We start from the raw sequence: 19,500 nt of genomic DNA, 5'->3' as shown, positions 1-19,500 counted from the left end.
TGTCTCAGTCCTCGTCGTCCTCGATGGCGTGGATCTGGTCGTCGTCCAGGCCCAGGTGGTGGCCGATCTCGTGGATCAGGACGTGGGCGATGATCTCGGCCAGGCCGACGTCGCCGCGCTCGCACCATTCGTCGAGGATCGGGCGGCGATAGAGGAAGACGCGCGACGGCTCCGGCGCCGGGCCCATGGCGTCGCGCTCGCCGATGTGGACGCCGGAATACAGGCCGGTCAGCTCGAACGGATCCTCGATCCCGAGGTCGTGCAGGGTCTCCTCGTCGGCGAAATCGTCGATGCGGATGACGACATCTCCCGCCGCCTGACGGAACAGGACGGGCAGGGCGGCGAAGGCCTCTTCGGCCAGGCGGGCGAAGTCGTCGAGGGAAGGGGCGGTCTGATTGTTCCAGGTCTGGCTCATGCCTTTGGATATCGCGCGCCGGGCGCGCTCCGGCAATCGGCGGCGACGCCGCATCGCAAATCGCGCAATCAGGTTATGGTAAACGCGAATCGGTCGGCTGGCTGACGATCAGCGGCGGCCGCAGCGCGACGCATCATTCGGGGATCCATGGCCGAGGCCGACATCGCTTATGCAGCCACAGCAGGGGCGGCCGGTCTGGCGCTGGCGGTCAGCGCCTGGACCTGGCGGCTGCGCGCGCGGCTGGGCGCGCGCGAGGTCGAGGTCGAGCGCTGGCTGGGCGGCGCCCAGGCGTCGGCCGCGGCCAGCGAGGGCGCCCTGACCGCGTTTGACGACGTGCGTCTGGCCCTGACCCCGGAAGGAAGGCCGCTGGCCGTGTTCGGATCGGTCGAGGCCTTGTCGATCCTGGCGCCTGGCATGGAAGGGACTGCGGCGGCGGAAGCGGTCGTCGATGTCCTGAACCGGTTGCATACGGGGCGCATGGAAGCTCTGGTTCAGGGCGGTGAAGCTTTCGAGACCTTGATGGAGACGCCCGAGGGCGCCTGGGCGGTCGAGGGGCGGCCGCACGGCGGATCGGCCTGGCTGCGACTGTCGCGCCTGACCGGCGTGGGCGAGGAGGGCGCGCTGGACGGCGGCGTGGGCGCGGGGGTTCTGGCCGAACAGTCGCCGGCGCCGACCTGGGTCGTGGACGGGGCCGGGCGTCTGGTCTGGGCCAACAGCGCCTGGCTGGCCGAGACGGGGGCCGAAACCCTGGCCGAGGCGCGCGAGCGGGGGCTCAGTTTTGATCGCGGCGCCGACGGGGTGGTGGGCGAGGCCCTGCGCCTTAACGCGCGCCAGGAGGGCTTTCGCTGGACCACCGCGGGCGGGCGGCGGCGGGCGTGGAAGATCCTGGCCGAGCCGCTTGCGGGCGGACGGGGCGCCGTCATCGCCTTCGCCGTCGAGATGACCGAGGCGGAGGAGACCCGAGACACCTTGCGTCGTCATGTCGAGGCCCATGACGAAACGCTGAACCACCTGGCGGACGCCGTGGCGATCTTCGGCCCGTCCAAGCGGCTGGCCTTCCACAACACCGCCTTCCAGTCGTTGTTCGGGGTTGATCCGGCCTGGCTGGACGAGCGCCCGACCCACGCCGAACTGCTGGACCGGCTGCGTCAGAAGCGACTGCTGCCCGAGGTCGTCGACTACGCCGCCTGGAAGGCCGAGGAGCTGGACTTCTACGGCGCCGCCGAGGCCTCGCCGGACGATAGCTGGTCCCTGCCGGACGGGCGGACGCTGCGGGTGGTGCGCCAGCCGCATCCGCTGGGCGGCATCCTGCTGATCTTCTCGGACATCACCGGCGAGCTGCAGCTGCGTAGTCGCTACAACGCCCAGATTCAGGTCCAGCGCGCGACCCTGGACAAGCTGAACGACGCCGTGGCCGTGTTCGGCTCGGACGGGCGGCTGCGGCTGCACAATGAGGCGTTCGAGACCTTCTGGGCCGTCTCGGGCGAGCGGCTGAACGAAGCCGCCGACTTCGACGCCGTGGCGGCCCTGTGCCGTCCGATCCTACCCGATGCGGCCCTGTGGCTGGGCTTGAAGGCGCGGGTGGCCGATCCCGATCCCGAAAGCCGGGTGCCGATTGCGGGCGAGGGGCGAACTGAGGACGGCCGCAGCGTCGCCTGGCAGACCCGGCCTCTTCCGGACGGCGCGACCCTGGTCGCCTTCTCGGACGTCACGGCGCGGCGTGGACTGGAGCAAGCCCTGGCGGCCAAGGAGGCCGCCCTGGCCGAGAGCCAGGCGCTGAAGCGCGAGTTCGTCGGCAGCGTCTCCTATGAGCTGCGCACGCCGCTGACGACCATCGTCGGCTATTCCGAACTGCTGGAGGCCATGGGCGACCTGCCCGAGCGCAGCCGTCAGCACGCAGGCGCTATCCGCGTGGCGGCCAGCCACCTGGCCCGCTCCATCGACGACGTGCTGGACATGGCCCAGATCGACGCGGGGGAGATGGAGTTGACCCTGGGCGACGTGCGGGTCTGCGACCTGCTGGACGAGGCGGCGGAAAAGATCAGGGCCAAGGTCGAGGGTCGCGGGGCGACGCTGCATCTGGCCTGTCCGACGGGGCTAAAGCCGATCCGCGCCGACGCCCGCCGCATAGCCCAGGCGGTCGATCATCTGCTGGAGAACGCCTGCCGCGCGGTGTCCGAAGGCGGCGCCGTCAGCCTGACCGCCGAGGCCGGACCCGGCGAGGTCCGCATCCGTGTCGAGGACACCGGCCGGGGCATTCCCTACCATCTTCAGGCGCACGTCTTCGATCGCTTCGTGCGGCGCGAGCGCGGCGGACCGGGCGTGGCCCTGGCCCTGGTCAAGGCCCTGGTCGAGCTGCACGGAGGCTGGGCCGAGGTCCAGTCGGAACCGGGCAAAGGGGCCGCCTTCATCCTGCACCTGCCGGTCGAGGCGACGGCGCCGACCGCCGCGCCGGAATTGCTGCTGGGCTGATCTGACCCGCCCAGTCGTGCTAGAGGGCGTGTCCAAGCCTTCCAGGACGTCCTCATGGCCGACACGAACCGCCCCCTGCTCAAGACCGCCGTCATCTATGATTTCGACGGCACCCTGGCGCGAGGAAACATGCAGGAGGTCAGCTTCATTCCCTCGATCGGGATGACGCCGGCCCAGTTCTGGAACGAGACCGTCCGTCCACGAACCATCGCTTCGGACGGCGACGGCATCCTGATGTACATGCAGATGATGCTGCTGGCCGCGCGCGAACAGGGCGCCCCGGTGACGCGCCAGACGCTGCGCGACCACGGCCGCGACGTGGCCCTGTTCGAGGGCCTGCGCGACCGCTCCTGGTTCGACCGGATGAACGCCTTCGGCGCCCAGTTCGGGCTGGAGATCGAGCACTATATCATCTCGGCGGGCCTGACCGAGATGATCGAGGGCTGCCCCATCGCCGAAGCCTTCACCCACGTCTTCGCCTCGAAGTACGCCTATGACGACGAAGACGTGGCGGTCTGGCCCGCCGTGGGCGTCAACTACACCACCAAGACCCAGTATCTGTTCCGCATCAACAAGGGGGTGCGCAACCACTGGGATGATGAGCGCATCAACCGCTTCATCCCGGACGAGGAACGCCCCATTCCCTTTGATCGCATGATCTTCCTCGGCGACGGCGATACCGATGTGCCGACCATGAAGATGATGCACACCAAGGGCGGCTTCTCCATCGCCGTCTACGACCCCGACAGCACCCCGCGCGACCACGACAAGATCCACCGCCTGATCTCGGAGGACCGGGTCAACTTCGTCGCGGCGGGCGACTATCGCGAAGGCTCGCCCGTCGACCTGATCGTCAAGGGGCTGATCGGCCGCATCGCCGTCAACTATGGCCGGATGCCGGCGGACTGAAGCAAGCGGGCTGAGGCGGGTCCGCCTTAACGCGGGGCGCGTTTCGCTAGGATGCGTTGCAGGGTGCGACGGTGCATGCCCAGGCGGCGCGCCGTCTCGGACACGTTGTGGTCGCACAGCTCATAGACGCGCTGGATATGCTCCCAGCGCACTCGGTCGGCCGACATGGGGTTCTCGGGCGGCTCGGGCGCTTCGCCGGACGACAGAAGGGCCTTGACCACGTCGTCGGCGTCAGCGGGCTTCTGCAGATAGTCGACGGCGCCGGCCTTGACCGCCGCGACAGCCGTGGCGATGGCGCCGTAGCCGGTCAGCATGACGATGCGGGCGTCCTCGCGCCGCTCGCGGATCATTTCGACCACCTTCAGGCCGTTGCCGTCCTCAAGCCGCATGTCCAGAACGGCGAAGGCCGGGACCGACTGGCGCAGGGCGTCGCCCGCCTCGGCCACTGAGCCGGCGACGGTGACGGCGAAGCCACGCGATTCCAAGGCTCGGCCCAGGCGGGTGCGCAGGGCTTGATCGTCGTCCAGCAACAGCAGGGACTTGTCGTTGAGGGCGGCGATCTGGGTCTCGAGTTCGGACATGAAATTCTCCTGCGGTTCAGGTCGTGCGTCAGCGACGCAGGGTCAAGGGCCAAGCTCGCAACTGCGACATCAGGTTCCGCTCTCGTCTGCGGGCCCGTCCATGGCCGAGGCGGTGACTTCCAGCGCCTGTCGCGGCCAACGCACGGAGACCAGCGCGCCGCCGGGCTGCCCCTTGGCGGCGTCGCCGGAGCCGACCGAGACCTTGGCCCCGGTCCGTTCCAGCAGGGTGCGGGCGATGAAGAAGCCCAGGCCCATGCCGCCCTGGCTGGGGGCGATGGGGGCGGTGACCGGCGGCGGCGCTCGGCGTCCGCGCTTGACCGCCGACCGGCCGGGGCGGGTGGCCGAGGCGATCTGGGCGGCCAGGGCGCGGCGCGCCTTGGCCTGGGGGCGACTGGTCACATAGGGCTCGCCCAGACGCGGCAGGATTTCGGAGGCGAAGCCGGGGCCGTCGTCGATGATGTCGATCTCGATCCATCCGGCGTCGACCACGGCGGTCAGCTGGACGCGGGCGGTGGCGAAGTCGGCGGCGTTCTCGACCAGGGTGGACAGGCCGTGGATGATCTCGGGCAGGCGACGCAGGCGCGGGGCGTCGTGGCCGAGCGGAATCTTCAAGGCGATGTCGAAATCGAGGTCAAAGCCCCGATGCGGTTCGGCCACTTCTTCCAGCAGAGCCTTCAGGCCGATGTCGGCGAACAGGGCGTCGCCCTCCTCGGGTTTGGCCGACAGTTGTTTCAGGATGGCGCGGCAGCGTTCCGCCTGCTGCAGGATCAGGGCGGCGTCCTCGGCGGCCGGACTGTCGGCGGGCGCGTCGCGCAGCATCTCCTTGGCGACGACCTGGATGGTGGCCAGGGGCGTGCCCAGTTCATGCGCGGCGGCGGCGGCCAGACCGCCCAGGGCCGCCAGCCTCTGTTCACGTTGCAGCACGTCCTGGGTCGTGGCCAGGGCCAGCTCCAGCTTGTCGGCGTCGGCCGCCACCTTCCAGGCGTAGCCGGCCGTGAACAGCACCCCCGTCACGAGGGCCAGCCCCAGCCCCAGTCGATAGAGGCCCGGCAGCTCCAGGTGCTCATGCAGCCGCCACGGCAGGGGCAGGGACCAGGAGAACAGGAATCCCACGGCGATCAGCGCCATGACGCCCAGGATCACCGCCTGGCGCGCAGGCAGGGCCGCCGCCGCGATGGTCACGGGCGCCACCAGCAGCAGGCAGAAGGGGTTGGCCAGCCCGCCGGTCAGGGCCAGCAGCGTGGCCAGCTGCAGGATGTCGAAGCCGAGCTGGGCGGCGGTTCTCGGCCCGTCGGGCAGGCTGCCGTCGATGCGCCGCGCCCGCGCCATGGTGGCCAGGTTCATCGCCACGCCCGCGCCGATCACGGTTAAGCATTCCCACAGAGGCAGGGGGAAGTGCAGGGCGAAATAGGCGGTCAGGATGGCCGAGGTCTGGCCGATCACCGCCATCCAGCGCAGCACGATCAGGGTGCGCAGCGACAGGCCCCGCCCGCGTCGGGGCAGTTCCGGCAGATCGGCCAGTTCGCCGGCCGCCTGGATTAGGTCATGCGGATGGGCCTGGGGGCGGGCGTGCGACGGGATGGGGGCTTCTGTACGGCTCACCGCTCTTCTATAGACCGGGCGAAGAGCGGCTGCACGGTTCGCCGTGTCGCGGCCGCCGAAATGACCTCCGTGCCTGATGAGGAGACGCCATGCCCCGCCGTCCTGTGATCCTGTTCGCCGCCGCCTGCGCGGTCATCGCCCTGGCGCTGGGCCTGATCACCATGGTGGTCGTCGGCGGCCGCCAGCAGGCGGCCCAGACCACGGACGTCGCGACGGGCCAGCCCCTGGTCGGCGGCGACTTCACCCTGACGGATCAGGACGGCAAGACGATCGATCAGACGATCCTGAACGGCAAATGGACCTTGGTCTTCTTCGGCTTCACCTATTGCCCCGACTACTGCCCGACCACCCTGGGCGTGCTGAACGCCGTGCAGGAACGGATGGGCGACAAGGCTGAGGATCTGCAGATCGTCTTCATCAGCATCGACCCCGAGCGCGACACGCCGCAGATGCTGAAGGACTACCTCTCGTCTGACGGCTTCCCCGACGGCGTCATCGGCCTGACCGGCACGCCGGAGCAGGTGGCCAAGGCCGCCAAGGCCTATCGCGCCTTCTATCAGAAGGTCGGCGAGGGCGAGGGCTACACCATGAACCACGGCCTGACCGTCTATCTGATGGGGCCGGACGGAAAGTTCCGCAGCGCCGTCGCCCACGACCTGGGGCCCAGCCGCACCGCCACCCTGATCGAGAATGCGATGGAGAAGGGCTGATCACCTTTCCCTGAACGAAGCGCGACCGGTCTTTTTTGCGGCGCGTCACTCTGTATGATCGGCGTTCCGCATCGGCGGGGGCCGCAATCGGGGTTTCATGCTCTACGCTTTTCACGAGCTCGCCTATCATTCGGCGACGCCGTTCCGGATCGGGGCCCAGATGGCCCGCCAGTTCTGGACCTCTCCGTTCAATCCGGCGTCGGACACCGCGATCGGCCGCACCGCCTATGCATCGGCCGAGGTGTTCGAGAGCCTGACCCGCCGTTACGGCAAGCCTGACTGGGGCCTGGAGACGCTTGAGATCGACGGCAAGCCGGTTCGCACCATCGAACAGGTCGTCTGGTCTTCGCCCTGGTGCCGTCTGGTGCGGTTCGCCCGCAACATCGGCGACTTGAAGCGCGCAGGCAAACCCGCGGCGGCGCCCGCCGTGGTGATCGTGGCCCCGCTGTCGGGCCACTACGCCACCCTGCTGCGCGGCACGGTCGAGACCTTCCTGCAGGACCACGACGTCTATGTCACCGACTGGACCAACGCCCGCCAGGTGCCGATGCTGGAGGGGCGGTTCGACTTCAACGACTACATCGACCACGTGCGCGAGATGCTGGCGGCGGTCGGGCCGCGCGCCCACGTCGTCGGCGTCTGCCAGCCGGGGCCGCCGGTGCTGGCGGCCTGCGCCGTGATGGCGGCGCAGAATGACCCGAACCGCCCCGCCTCCATGACCTTCATGGGCTCGCCCATCGACGCCCGCCTGTCGCCGACGGTGACGAACCAACTGGCCGAGGAAAAGCCCTTCACCTGGTTCAAGTCGAACATGATCCACACCGTGCCCTGGCCCTATCCGGGCGCGGGGCGGCGGGTCTATCCGGGCTTCGTCCAGCTCTACAGCTTCATGTCGATGAACGAGGACAAGCACGTCGACGCCCATCGCCGCTATTTCGAGGATCTGGTGGCGGGCGACGGCGACGGGGTCGAGAAGCACGAGCAGTTCTACGATGAATATCTGTCGGTGCTGGACCTGACCGAGGAGTTCTATCTCCAGACCATCGACATCGTCTTCCAGCAGCACCTGCTGCCGCGCGGCCTGTTGCAGCATCGTGGCGAGACGGTTGATCTGACCGCGATCACGGACATCGGCCTGGCCACCATCGAGGGCGAGATGGATGACATCTCCGGCGTCGGCCAGACCCAGGCGGCGCACGGCCTGACGCCCAATATTCCCGACGACCGCCGCCTGCTCTACGTCCAGCCCAAGGTCGGCCACTACGGCGTCTTCAACGGCCGTCGTTTCCGCGAGGAGATCTATCCCCGCGTGCGCGATTTCATCGCCAGCAACGAAGCCCTCAGTGTCGTACCGGAACGGTCAGCGTCTGCCGCTTGAGGGCGGCGGCGCCCTGAGGCTATCGGTCAATCCGCGCGCGCGTCGGCTGTCGATCCGCATCGACGCCCGCGCCGGCGAAGCCGTGGCCGTGGCCCCCAGCGAGCGACGCCTGGGCGAGGTGGTGGCCTTCGCCCGCACCAAGGCCGGATGGATCGCCGAGCGACTGGCCGCGCGGATCGAGACCTTGGCGTTTGCGCCGGGCGCGGTCGTGACCTGGCTGGGTCGCCCGGTGCGCCTGGAAACCAGCGGGGGCGCAGGGGCGGCGCGCCTGATCGACACGCCGGAGGGTCCGGTGTTGCGTTCGGGCGGCGAGGGCGAGGCCTTCTCGCGCCGCATTGAGAACTGGTTCCGCCGCGCCGCGCGCGACTTTCTGGTCGAGCGAACCGACGTCCATCTGAAGACCCTGGGCCAGAAGCCGGTGAAGGTGTCCATCGTCGACACCCGCTCGCGCTGGGGCTCGTGCAGCCCGCACAATCGCTCGATCCGCTATTCCTGGCGCGTCATCATGGCCCCGCCCGCCGTCGCCGACTACCTGGCCGCGCACGAGGTCGCCCACCTGGTCCACGCCGACCACAGCCCCGCCTATTGGGCGGTGGTCGCCCGCCTGGTCGGAGATCACCGCCCGCACCGCCGCTGGCTGCGCGATCACGGCGCGGCCCTGCACGCCGTCGGCGGCTAAAGCCCTTCTCCCACAAGGGGAGAAGGATCAGAAGAACAGCGCGTCGGGGCGGCGTTCCTGTTGAGGCGCGGCCTGCGGCGGAGCAGGGCGCGCCGCCGGGGGTTGCTGCGGCTGAGCCGGCTGCGGAGCCTGGCCGTCGATGACGACGGGCGGTTGCGCGTCGTCATAGGGCTGCGCCGTGGCGTAGGGGTCTTCGACCTGGCCCATCAGGTCGCCGACGGGATCGGGCGGGATCCAGCCCTCGGGCAGGGGCGGGCCGTTGGGGATGGCCTGGACCGCCAGCTTGGGCAGGGCCGCCTCCATGAAGCCGCGCCAGATGGCGGCGGGCGAGGAGCCGCCGGTGACGCGGGCCATTGGCTTGTTGTCGTCCTTGCCGACCCAGACGGCGGCGACGAAGCCGCCCGTGTAGCCGACGAACCAGGCGTCCTTGTAGTCCGAGGTGGTGCCGGTCTTGCCCGCGATGTCGCGCCCGCCGATGGCGGCCGAGCGGCCGCTGCCCGAGGTGATCACCCCGCGCAGCATCTGGTTCATATAGTAGAGCGGCGGATTGTTGATGGCTTGGCCGCCTTCGGACGGGCCGTGGGTGTAGATCACCCGCCCGGACGGGGTGCGGATGCGGCTGATGCCATAGGCGTCAACGCGGCGGCCGCCGTTGGCGAAGGCGTCATAGGCCTGGGCCATCTCCAGCGGGCTGACCTCGACGGCGCCCAGGGCCATGGACGGCTGCAGGCCGATTTCGCTGGTGATCCCCAGGCGCTTGGCGGCGCGGGCCACGCTGTCGCGGCCGACCTGATCGGCGACATAGGCGGCGACGGTGTTGGTCGACTGGGCCACGGCCTGAGCCAGGGTCATCTGGCCTGAGAAACGGCCGGAATAGTTGCGCGGCGACCAGCCGCCGATGGTCACGGGCTGATCGACCACGGGGGTCTCGGGCGTATAGCCGGCCTCGACCGCCGCCAGATAGACGAAGGGCTTCCAGGCCGAGCCGGACTGGCGACGCGCATCGACGGCGCGGTTGAACTGGCTGTCGCCGTAGGCGGCGCCGCCGATCATGGCGCGCACTCGGCCGTCGCCGTCCAGAGCGACCAGGGCGGCCTGTTCGACGCCCTTGCCCTTGTCGCGATCCAGGATGCGGCGCACGGCGCGTTCGGCGTCGGTCTGCAGCGTCAGGTCCAGGGTGGTCTCGACCACCAGATCCTCGGTCGGTTCGCCGACCAGGCCGCGGATCTGCTTGTCCAGCCAGTCGATGAAGTACTGGGCGTGCTGGCTGGCCAGGGTCTTGGACACCCGCACCGGCTCGGCCACGGCGGCTTCGCGCTGGGCCGGGGTGATGGCGCCGACCTCGACCATTTCGTTCAGCACGACGTTGGCGCGGGTAGCGGCGCGCTCGCTCTCGGACACGGGCGAATAGCGCGAGGGCGCCTTCAGCAGACCCGCCAGCAGGGCCGCCTCGCCGACCGTCAGCTTGTCGGCGCTCTTGTCGAAATAGCGCTGCGAGGCGGATTCGATGCCATAGGCGCCGGCGCCGAAATAGACGCGGTTCAGATAGAGGGCGAGGATCTCCTTCTTGGAGAACTTCATCTCCAGCCACACGGCCAGCATCAGCTCCTGGACCTTGCGCTTCATGTTCTGATCGGGCGTCAGGAACAGGTTCTTGGCCAACTGCTGGGTGATGGTCGAGCCGCCCTGGACCACGCGCCCGGCCTTCAGGTTCGAAGCCATGGCGCGGCTCATGCCGATCGGGTCGAAACCGGGGTGGTGATAGAAGCGGCGGTCCTCGATGGCCACGAAGGCGGCGGGGACGTAGTCGGGCAGGGCGTCCAGATCGACCGGCGGCGCCATCTGGGTGCCGCGCACCGCGATCAGGGCGCCGGAGCGGTCCAGATAGGTGATCGAGGGCTGGCGATCGACTTCATACAGGCTGGAGGTGTCCGGCAGGTCGCGCGCGAAGACGGCGAAGAAGACGACGGCGAAGATCAGGCCCCAGACGGCCAGAACCGCGCTCCAATAGAACAGGCGGCCCATGAAGGTCCGGCGCGGTTTTCCTCCGCCCTGATCGTTCCCATCGGGTCCGCGGTCTTTGCGCGCCATGAACATCCCTCTATGCCAGCGGCGCGAACCCTAGCCGTTCGCGTCGCCGACGAAAACGCCCCCGTTTCCGATCACGGCAGCGTGAGCGCCTATTTCGCCGAAAGAATGGCGCGCCGGGCCAGCCAGACGCCGTTGTCGCCGGCGTTCTCCACCGTCAGATCGGCCTCGGCCAGCAGGGCGCGATAGGCGTCGGGGTCCAGGCTGCCGTGATAGAGCGCTTCGCCGCGCCATTCGCCGATCGCCTCGCCGTGGGCGGGACCGGCGGTGAACATCAGCCGTCCGCCGGGCGTCACACGGGCGGCCAGGGCGGGCAGGACCGCCGTCTGCGCTTCCGGCGTCAGGTGGAACAGGCTGTGCCAGGCCAGCACGCCGTGAAAGGCGCCGTCCGGCAGGCCGTCGCGCATGTCGCCGACGCGCCAGTCGCCTTTGGGCAGGGTCTCGCGCGCATGGGCGATCAGGCCGGGCGAGGCGTCGACGCCGACGACCTCGAAGCCGCGTTCCAGCAGGGCGGCGCCCATCGGCCAGCCCGAGCCGCAGCCGACGTCCAGCACGCGGGCGACGGGCGGCCAGCCTTCTGTGAAGCGATCCAGCCAGGCGACCTCGTCCCAATCGCCGTCATGACGGCGCAGAACAGCGCCCCGGTCGCGAATCCAGTCCGCCGCCTTGTCCTGATAAAGGCCGACGATCCGATCCGCGGCTGGGTGGCTCATTTGGCCAGGAAGGCGTCCAGTTCGCCGTAGAAGGCCGTCGGCTGGTCGAACATGATGAAGTGGGCGCTGTCGTCGATGCGCTTCAGCTTCGCGCCGGGCAGGGTCGCGAAGGACATCTGATAGATGGCGTCGGTGACGGCGTCGGTCATGCGGGCGTCGTTGAACTTGACGTAGAGCACCTGGGTCGGGACGGTGATCTTCGCCAGTTCGGGGCGCAGGTCGGTCGTGACCAGTTCGCGGAAGGCGGCGGCCGAGACCTTCTGGTCGCTGTTGCGCATGTCCTCAAGCGCCTCCTCGCGGCGGCTCTCGGTATTGATCATGCCGTTGATGGCGGTGGTGGCCTGGGCGACGTAGGCCTCGCGCGGGCTGGCGGACTGGGCGGTCCAGATCTGGTCGGCGACGGGGGTCACGCTTTCGGCCGTTGTTCCCGGCGCGCCGAACATGGCGCCCATGAAGGGGATCATGTCCACGACCATCAACTTGCCGACCAGATCAGGGTGACGCGCGGCCAGCATCATGCCCATGGTTCCGCCCATGGAGTGGCCGACGACGGCGGGCTTGTTCAGATGCTGTTCGCGGATGTAGCGGGCGATCTCTTCGGCCACGGGGGCGCCGACCGGCTGGGGCGCATCGCCCTGGGCGTTGGCTTGCGGCGCGGCGCCCGCGAAACCGGCGACGTGGATGCGGTGGATGCGATAGCGCCCGGCCAGGTGCTCGACCGTGCCCTGCCAGATGTCGGGCGAGGACGACAGGCCGGGGATCAGGATCAGATCGGGCGCGCCTTCCGGCCCGTCGACGCGGACGCTGAGGCGGTCGGACGCAAAGGCGGCGTGCGCCGCGCCGTGGGCCGCGTGGTTGACGTGGCCGTCCTGAGCCAGGGCGGGCGCGGCGGCCAGCAGCAGGGCGGCGGCGATGAAGGCGGCGGAGGCGGTGCGGATCAAGGCGTCTCTCCCAAAGAGAATTTGAGACAGATTAATTCATCGGCTGAGGAAGGGAATGGCCTTTGGACGGCCAGCCGTCCCTGCTGCTACAAGGCGGCCATGACCGCAGACGCCGCGCCCGCATCATCCGCCACGCCTGAAGCCAAAGCCCCGCCGACGGCCTTCGGCAAGGGCTTCGTCACCGACGCCTGGTATTTCGTCGCCCTGGCGCGCGACGTGCCGGTCGCCAGCCTGAAACGCTATGAGATCATGGGCGAGCCGGTCCTGATCGGGCGCACCCGCGCGGGCGAGGTCTATGGCATGCGCGACATCTGCCCCCATCGCGCGGCGCCGCTGTCGGCCGGGCGGCTGGTCGAGAAGCCGGGCGAGGGCGAGACGATCGAATGCCCCTATCACGGCTGGCGCTTCCGGCCGGACGGGGTGTGCGCGGCCATCCCGTCGCTGGTCGAGGATCAGGCGTTCGAGGCGAACCGCATCAAGGTCCGCTCCTATCCGGTGCGCGAGAGCCAGGGCATGGTCTTCGTCTGGATGGCCGCCGACGCCCGCAACCCGTCTGAACCGGATCAGGAGCCGCCGCAGTTTCCCGGCGCCGTCGGCCAGCCGCGTCTGATCGAATGGATGGATTTCGACAGCCATATCGACCACGCCGTCGTCGGCCTGATGGACCCCGCCCACGGGCCTTATGTCCACCAGCAGTGGTGGTGGCGTTCCGAACATTCGATGCACGAGAAGGCCAAGACTTTCGCCCCGGTGGATTTCGGCTGGGCCATGGTGCGCCATGCGCCGTCGTCGAACAGCCGCCTTTATAAGGTGCTGGGCGGGGCGCCTGCGACCGAGATCACCTTCCGCCTGCCGGGCTATCGCTGGGAGCATATCCAGGTGGGGGCAAAGCAGGTGCTGGCCCTGACCTGCCTGACGCCGGTCAGCGAGACCAAGACCCGCATCACTCAGATCTTCTGGTCCGACCACTGGGTGTTCGGCATCGCCAAGCCCTTCCTGCGGATGGGCGTCGTCGCCTTCCTGAAGCAGGACGGCGGCATGGTGAACCTGCAGAACGAGGGGCTGAAGTACGACCCGGCCCTGATCTGGATCGACGACGCCGACAAACAGGCCAAATGGTATCAGCAGCTGAAGCGCGAATGGCTGAAGAGCCGCGCCGAGGGCCGCGCCTTCGTCAATCCGATCAAGGAGACGGTGCTGCGCTGGAAGAGCTGATGGTCAGGGCGGGGGGCTCTGGTCGTCGGCGCTTAATAGCGTAATCATGCGGCCATGAAGCGGGTCGCGCGCATCTTCCGTCTGCATTTCGCCCTGTGGCTGGGGCTCGCCGTGCTGGCGGTCGCGGTGGGGCTGACGCCCGCCGTCTGGGACTGGCCGATGCGGATCGCCGCCGCCTGGGACGCCAGCGTCAGCGTCTTCCTGAGTCTCACCTTCATCCGCCTGTATCGCCATCGCACGGCGTCGGCCATTCGCAAGCGGGCGGCGGACCTGGATCAGGCGGGCGGCGCCGTCCTGCCGCTCAGTTTGCTGGCGGCGGCGGCCAGCGTCTTCGTGATCGTCATGGAGACGGCGGACGGCGGCAAGCCGAGCCTGGGCGAGGCGTTGTTCTCCCTCGGCACCATCGTCGCCTCCTGGCTGTTCACCCACGTCCTGTTCGCCCTACACTACGCCCATGAGTTCTATGCGCCCGCTCGCGGCGGCGGCGATCGGCGCGGGTTGATCTTTCCCGGCGAAGAAGAGGCGGACTACGGCGACTTCCTGCATTTCTCCCTGATCATCGGCGTGGCCAGCCAGACGGCCGACATCCAGATCAGCAGCCGTAAACTGCGCCGGATCGCCACCGTGCACAGCCTGATCGCCTTCGTCTTCAACACGGTGATCCTGGCCCTGGCGGTGAATATGGCCGTGAGCCTGCTTTAGGCTTTCGCACGCCCATTCCAGCCGGGCGCCTTGACTTGGCCGCTATTGAGGCCCATCTGCGCTGCATCGCACAATGCGGTGACCGGCGCCTCCAGCGCGTGTTTGGCCTCCCTCCCCGGAAGGCCTGTCTGTCGAGCGGCCGGCTCATTCGATTTCATACGTCGTCCATACACGCGGGGCGGCGCCCGTTCCCCGCCCGATTTCGGGCAGGCGACGTGCGCCCTTTGTGAAGGCTGGTTCGTCCAGCCGCGCGCGCCGCCGTTCGTGAAAGACAGACGTGAGCGACACCATCACCTTCGAATCCATGGGCCTGAACAAGGCTCTCCTGACCGCCCTGGCGTCGACCGGCTATGAGAAGCCGACGCCGATCCAGGCCAAGTCCATCCCCGACGTCATGAAGGGCAAGGATCTGCTGGGCATCGCCCAGACCGGCACCGGCAAGACGGCGGCCTTCGCCCTGCCGATCCTGCATCGCCTGGCCGAGAACCGCGTGGCGCCCAAGCCGCGCACCACGCGCGCCCTGATCCTGAGCCCCACGCGCGAGCTGGCGACCCAGATCGCCGACAGCTTCAAGCAATACGGCGCCCACCTGGGCTTCCGCGTCGCCGTCATCTTCGGCGGCGTGAAATACGGCCCGCAGGAGCGCGCCCTGCAACAGGGTCTCGACGTTCTGGTCGCCGCGCCGGGCCGCCTACTGGACCACCTGCAGCAGAAGACGCTGGACCTCAGCTCGACGGAAATCTTCGTCCTGGACGAAGCCGACCAGATGCTGGACCTGGGCTTCATCAAGCCTATCCGCCAGATCGTCAGCCGCATCCCGGCCAAGCGCCAGAACCTGTTCTTCTCGGCCACCATGCCGTCGGAGATCGGCAAGCTGGCTGGCGAGCTGCTGAAGGATCCGGTCAAGGTCCAGGTCACGCCGCAGTCGACCACGGTCGAGCGCATCAAGCAGTCGGTGATCTGGATCGAACAGGGCAAGAAGCGCGCCCTGCTGACCGAGCTGTTCTCTGATCCCGCCTATACGCGCTGCCTGGTCTTCACCAAGACCAAGCACGGCGCCGACAAGGTCGCGGCCTATCTGGAGGCCGGCGGCGTCGAGGCCGGGGCCATCCACGGCAACAAGAGCCAGCCCCAGCGCGAGCGCGCGCTGGAAGCCTTCAAGAACGGCAAGCTGCGCGTCCTGGTCGCCACCGACATCGCCGCGCGCGGCATCGACGTGGACAAGGTCACCCACGTGGTGAACTTCGAGCTGCCCTATGTGCCGGAAGCCTATGTCCACCGCATCGGCCGTACGGCCCGCGCGGGCAAGGACGGCACCGCCATCAGCTTCGTCGCCGGCGACGAGATGAAGCTGCTGAAGGACATCGAGAAGGTCACGCGCCAGAAGATCCCGGCGATCGACCGCCGCAACGACAAGGCCCTGGCCCAGCTGGACGCCTCCATCATGTCGGCGGGCGTGGCCAAGAAGGCCACCCTGCCCGAGCGTGAAGGCCGTTCGGACGGCGAAGGGCGCGGCGGCCGTCGCGGCGGGCGCAACCCGCACCGCGAAGGCGTCAAGCAGGAGGGCGGCGGTCAGCCGCACCGCCAGCGTCGCGGCCGCAACGGCGCGCCTGCGGCCGAGCGTCCGGCGGCGGCCTATGATCCGATGGCGGGCGACCGCGCCCGTTCGTCGGCGCGCGCCGCCCCGGCGGCCGAGCCCAAGCCGGTCGGCGAGCTGCAACGCCGCCCGCGTCGTCGCCGTCCGTCGAACGGCGGCAAGGGCCACGCCGCCCAGGGCTGATGCTCTCGGCGTAGAGGCGAATAAAAACGGCGGCTCCTTTGCGGGAGCCGCCGTTTTCACGTCAGTCGTCAGGCTTGGGTCAGAAGGCCCAGCGCGCGCCCAGCGAGGCGACCAGGGCCGAGCCTTCGGCTTCACCACGCAGGTGCGAGGTCATGGCGCCCTGGTACAGGGTGCGGTCGTCGCGGATCGTCGAGTCGCTGAAGGCGATGTAGGTCAGGCCGGCGTCGAAGGTGACGCCCTCGGTCACTTCGGTCGAACCGCCGACCGAGAACAGCCAGCGGTCGGCGTCGGGGATGCGGGCGGTGCGCAGGCTGTCGCGGGTCGGGGTCGGGTCATAGCCGACGCCGGCGCGCAGCGTGGTCTTGTCGCTGATCGCATAGTCCAGGCCGATGGCGCCGGTGGTCACGTCCTTGTAGTCCTGATGGATGACGTCGCCGCCGCCCGTGTATTCGACGGTGATGGCGTCAAACTCGGACCAGCCGATGCGGTTGACCTGGGCGTTCAGGGTCAGCTTGTCGTTGACGGCGTAGCGGACCGAGGCCGAGGCGAACCACGGGGTGTTGAAGCTGGCCTTGCCGCCGGTCGAGACGTTGGCGCCCGCCAGCGGGCCCAGCAGGCCGGCCACGGTCACGTCGCCTTCCAGTTCATGCTCGATCTTGGAGCGGTAGCTGAGGCCGAAGTCCCACGGCCCCTTGTGCACCTGGGCGCCGACGTTCCAGCCGAAGTCCCAGCCGTCGCCTTCCAGGTTGTTGGAGCCGTCGGGCAGCAGCGGCGACAGGTTCGGCATGGCCGAGGTCAGCTTGGCCTTGACGAACTGGGCGTTCAGCCCGGCGCCGACATCCAGCCAGTCGTTGACCTGATAGGCCACGGTCAGGCTGGCGTCGCCCGAGCGCAGCTCCGATGTCAGGGCGTCATAGCGGGCGAAGGAGCCCTGTTCGTACTTGGTGGTGAAGTTGTAGGGGGCGGCCACCGAGACGCCGACGGCGAAGCGGTCGCCGATCGGCGTGGCGAACGCGAAGTTCGGCACCAGGCCGCTTTCGATCGGATCGACCTCGGTATTGCGCGGGTTGACCACCGGCACGTCCACGCCGCCCGGATAGGTCAGGTAGGAGCCGGCGTTCTTCACTTCGGAATCGATGCGAATGGCGTGCATGCCGACGGAGACTTCACGGCCGCTGCGGGCGATGGAGGCGGGGTTCCACCACATCGAGCCGACGCCGCGATCGGCGGCCTCGCCCGAGAAGGCGCGTCCGGCGCCGCGCACGGACTGTTCCTGCAGATAGAAGGAGCCGGCGAAGGCCGGGGCGGCGACGCCCGTCATCAGGGCGGTGATCAGTGCCAGGCCGCCGAGGCGGGCCATGTTCCTGGGGGTCATTTACGCTTCACCTATGTAATGGGCCGGCCATTTTTGTAGAGGCGGCCAGCCTTGGTTCGGGGAGAGCCGTCACGCTAACAGCCACAGCGTCCGTGTCATGAAAGCGTTGCGTCCAAGGCCGGTGTCGGACCCCTTCTCGGCGAAAGCGTGGCGCAAAAATCGCACAATTTCACACCTTGGTGAGGTTACGTAACGGCAATTTCGATGCCTGAAGAACGCAGGTTTGCGGCAAGATCGTGTTCCGCAGCGTCAACTTCAGACTGATCTCGACCCCGGATCACCAGCTGGGTTCCGACCTCGCCGGTGGTCTGTCCGGCGCCGAAACCGAAGGGGTAGGAGCCGAAGGACAGATGCGGTCGCGCCACGGCGGCGGCGCGCAATATGTCGGCCACGGCGCCCTCGCCGACGCCGGTGACGCGCAGGGACCGGCTGTGGACCGGGGCGCCGGCTTTCAGGCGCGGCGCCACGTCGTCCAGCATGGCCTCCATGATCTTGGGCACGCCGGCCATGACGAAGACGTTCTCAACCTGGAAGCCCGGCGCGTCGCTGACCGGATTGGCGATCAGGACGCCGCCTTCGGGCACGCGGGCCATGCGGCGCCGCGCAGCGTTGAACTCTCCCGGCGCATAGCGACGCGCGAGGATGGCGAGGGCCTCGGGGTGTTCGCGCACGGGAAGGCCGAAGGCGGCGCCGACCGCATCGGCGGTGATGTCGTCATGGGTCGGGCCGATGCCGCCGGTGGTGAAGACGTAGTCGTGGGCCGTGCGCAGAGCGTTCAGCGCCGCGACGATCTGATCCTGACGATCGCCGACCACCCGCGCCTCCATCAGATCGACGCCCAGCGGCGCCAGGAAGCGGGCCAGGCTGTTCAGATTGGTGTCGCGCGTGCGGCCTGACAGGATCTCGTCGCCGATGATCAGAGCGGCGGCGGTGGGGGAGGGGGCGATCTGGGACATGGGCCGTAGATAGGAAGGGCGGGGCCCTGCGTCAGCCGTGAGCCCTGACGGGCTTGAGGTTTTATGCTAGTCTGACCATCTGAAGTCCTGAAAGCAGCCTCTTCGCCTGTTCCGCGCCCTTGCGGAGCGCGCCTCCCCGAAAGCCGAGCATGTACGAGACCCCCGACCTGGAAACCGACGTCTTTGTCCGCAGCCACGAAATCCGCATCTATGACGCGGAAGGGTTCGAGGGCATGCGCAAGGCGGGCCGTCTGGTCGCCGAGGCGCTGGACATGATCGGCGAGCATGTGAAGCCGGGCGTCACCACGGGCGAGCTGGACGATCTGGTGCGCGAGTTCACCCTGGACAACGGCGGCGCCCCCGCCTGCCTGGGCTACAAGGGCTATACCAAGACGGTCTGCACCTCGATCAACCACGTCGTCTGCCACGGCATTCCCGGCGACAAGGTTCTGAAGGAAGGCGACATCGTCAACATCGACCATACGGTCATCGTCGACGGCTGGCACGGCGATAGCAGCCGGATGTACCCGGTCGGCGAGATCAACGCCCGCGCCAAGCGGCTGATCGACGTCACCTATGACTCGCTGGACCTGGGTCTGGCCCAGATCAAGCCGGGGAACACCTTCGGCGACATCGGCTTCGCCATCCAGAAATTCGTCGAGGCCCAGCGCATGAGCGTGGTCCGCGACTTCTGCGGCCACGGCATCGGCCGGGTCTTCCACGACAGCCCCAACGTCCTGCACTACGGCCGTCGCGGCGAGGGCGCGGTGCTGAAGCCGGGCATGTTCTTCACCGTCGAGCCGATGGTGAACCTGGGCAAGCCCGCGGTGAAGGTGCTGTCGGACGGCTGGACCGCCGTGACGCGCGACAAGTCGCTGTCGTCGCAGTGCGAACATTCGATCGGCGTGACCGAGGACGGGCTGGAAATCTTCACCGCCTCGCCCAAGGGCCTGTTCCGCCCGAAATTCTGAGCTAGTCTCCCTT

17 protein-coding genes are annotated in these 19,500 nt (G+C 68.6%); 9 read left to right on the top strand and 8 right to left on the bottom strand.

All coding sequences use genetic code 11. The features are described from left to right. Positions 1 to 4: 4 nt before the first annotated feature. Positions 5 to 415 (bottom strand): metallopeptidase family protein, encoded by a 411-nt coding sequence (locus EGK63_RS07875; protein ID WP_125900720.1) that lies wholly within the window; start codon positions 413 to 415, stop codon positions 5 to 7. Between the two features lie 147 nt (positions 416 to 562). Here EGK63_RS07875 and EGK63_RS07870 point away from each other — a divergent pair, with 147 nt between their 5' ends. Next, positions 563 to 2,887, top strand: a complete 2,325-nt coding sequence (locus EGK63_RS07870; RefSeq protein ID WP_125900719.1) for a PAS domain-containing sensor histidine kinase — start codon at positions 563 to 565, stop codon at positions 2,885 to 2,887. A gap of 54 nt (positions 2,888 to 2,941) precedes the next feature. Then, the gene (locus EGK63_RS07865; RefSeq protein ID WP_125900718.1) at positions 2,942 to 3,796 is read left to right on the top strand and encodes an HAD family hydrolase; all 855 of its coding nucleotides are present in this window, start codon (positions 2,942 to 2,944) and stop codon (positions 3,794 to 3,796) included. A 26-nt stretch (positions 3,797 to 3,822) separates the two neighbouring features. On the opposite strand, the gene EGK63_RS07860 is transcribed toward EGK63_RS07865, so the two are convergent. After that, positions 3,823 to 4,377, bottom strand: a complete 555-nt coding sequence (locus tag EGK63_RS07860; protein WP_125900717.1) for an ActR/PrrA/RegA family redox response regulator transcription factor — start codon at positions 4,375 to 4,377, stop codon at positions 3,823 to 3,825. 69 nt (positions 4,378 to 4,446) lie between these two features. Then, entirely contained in the window at positions 4,447 to 5,979 is a 1,533-nt protein-coding gene (locus EGK63_RS07855; RefSeq protein WP_125900716.1) for an ActS/PrrB/RegB family redox-sensitive histidine kinase, read from the bottom strand. A gap of 89 nt (positions 5,980 to 6,068) precedes the next feature. On the opposite strand from EGK63_RS07855, the gene EGK63_RS07850 reads away from it, so the two are divergent. The 3 genes from EGK63_RS07850 to EGK63_RS07840 all read left to right on the top strand — a co-directional run bounded on the left by EGK63_RS07850 (position 6,069) and on the right by EGK63_RS07840 (position 8,746). Beyond that, on the top strand, positions 6,069 to 6,689 hold the full coding sequence (locus tag EGK63_RS07850) for an SCO family protein (protein WP_125900715.1): 621 nt from the start codon (positions 6,069 to 6,071) through the stop codon (positions 6,687 to 6,689). Positions 6,690 to 6,786: 97 nt separating this feature from the next. Beyond that, the gene (locus tag EGK63_RS07845) at positions 6,787 to 8,067 is read left to right on the top strand and encodes a polyhydroxyalkanoate depolymerase (RefSeq protein WP_125900714.1); all 1,281 of its coding nucleotides are present in this window, start codon (positions 6,787 to 6,789) and stop codon (positions 8,065 to 8,067) included. Further along, positions 8,033 to 8,746: a M48 family metallopeptidase gene (locus tag EGK63_RS07840; protein WP_125900713.1), complete on the top strand. Its 714-nt coding sequence runs from the start codon at positions 8,033 to 8,035 to the stop codon at positions 8,744 to 8,746. Before EGK63_RS07845 ends, EGK63_RS07840 begins: the two co-directional genes overlap by 35 nt. Positions 8,747 to 8,773: 27 nt before the next feature. Here EGK63_RS07840 and EGK63_RS07835 read toward each other — a convergent pair whose 3' ends face one another. From EGK63_RS07835 to EGK63_RS07825, 3 genes are all read right to left on the bottom strand, one after another. Beyond that, positions 8,774 to 10,843, bottom strand: a complete 2,070-nt coding sequence (locus tag EGK63_RS07835; protein WP_125900712.1) for a transglycosylase domain-containing protein — start codon at positions 10,841 to 10,843, stop codon at positions 8,774 to 8,776. A gap of 83 nt (positions 10,844 to 10,926) precedes the next feature. Then, positions 10,927 to 11,547 (bottom strand): trans-aconitate 2-methyltransferase, encoded by a 621-nt coding sequence (locus tag EGK63_RS07830; protein WP_125900711.1) that lies wholly within the window; start codon positions 11,545 to 11,547, stop codon positions 10,927 to 10,929. Next, positions 11,544 to 12,488 carry an alpha/beta fold hydrolase gene (locus EGK63_RS07825; protein ID WP_125900710.1) on the bottom strand — a complete coding sequence of 315 codons (945 nt, stop codon included), beginning with the start codon at positions 12,486 to 12,488 and terminating at the stop codon, positions 11,544 to 11,546. The genes EGK63_RS07830 and EGK63_RS07825 overlap by 4 nt, the downstream gene beginning before the upstream one ends. Positions 12,489 to 12,587: 99 nt before the next feature. Here EGK63_RS07825 and EGK63_RS07820 point away from each other — a divergent pair, with 99 nt between their 5' ends. The 3 genes from EGK63_RS07820 (at position 12,588) to EGK63_RS07810 (ending at position 16,185) form a co-directional block, all read left to right on the top strand. Further along, positions 12,588 to 13,703, top strand: coding sequence for an aromatic ring-hydroxylating dioxygenase subunit alpha (locus EGK63_RS07820; protein ID WP_125900709.1), 1,116 nt, complete (start codon positions 12,588 to 12,590; stop codon positions 13,701 to 13,703). 54 nt (positions 13,704 to 13,757) lie between these two features. Next, a complete protein-coding gene (locus tag EGK63_RS07815; RefSeq protein WP_125900708.1) occupies positions 13,758 to 14,405 on the top strand; it encodes a DUF1345 domain-containing protein in 648 nt (215 codons plus the stop codon). 277 nt (positions 14,406 to 14,682) lie between these two features. After that, positions 14,683 to 16,185 (top strand): DEAD/DEAH box helicase, encoded by a 1,503-nt coding sequence (locus EGK63_RS07810; RefSeq protein ID WP_371412939.1) that lies wholly within the window; start codon positions 14,683 to 14,685, stop codon positions 16,183 to 16,185. Between the two features lie 79 nt (positions 16,186 to 16,264). Here the strand turns inward: EGK63_RS07810 and EGK63_RS07805 are convergent, their stop codons facing one another. Both EGK63_RS07805 and EGK63_RS07800 read right to left on the bottom strand, forming a co-directional pair. Then, positions 16,265 to 17,560 carry an OmpP1/FadL family transporter gene (locus EGK63_RS07805; protein ID WP_125900707.1) on the bottom strand — a complete coding sequence of 432 codons (1,296 nt, stop codon included), beginning with the start codon at positions 17,558 to 17,560 and terminating at the stop codon, positions 16,265 to 16,267. A gap of 185 nt (positions 17,561 to 17,745) precedes the next feature. Further along, positions 17,746 to 18,516, bottom strand: coding sequence for a competence/damage-inducible protein A (locus EGK63_RS07800; protein WP_125900706.1), 771 nt, complete (start codon positions 18,514 to 18,516; stop codon positions 17,746 to 17,748). Positions 18,517 to 18,665: 149 nt separating this feature from the next. On the opposite strand from EGK63_RS07800, the gene map reads away from it, so the two are divergent. Then, positions 18,666 to 19,487, top strand: a complete 822-nt coding sequence (gene map / locus EGK63_RS07795) for a type I methionyl aminopeptidase (protein ID WP_125900705.1) — start codon at positions 18,666 to 18,668, stop codon at positions 19,485 to 19,487. The last annotated feature ends 13 nt before the right edge of the window (positions 19,488 to 19,500 follow it).

The organism is Brevundimonas sp. 357 (assembly GCF_003938605.1).
In the GTDB taxonomy this organism is placed as follows: Bacteria; Pseudomonadota; Alphaproteobacteria; order Caulobacterales; family Caulobacteraceae; genus Brevundimonas.
Note: the sequence above shows the minus strand (reverse complement) of the source record. Positions and strands in the feature narration are given on the sequence as shown.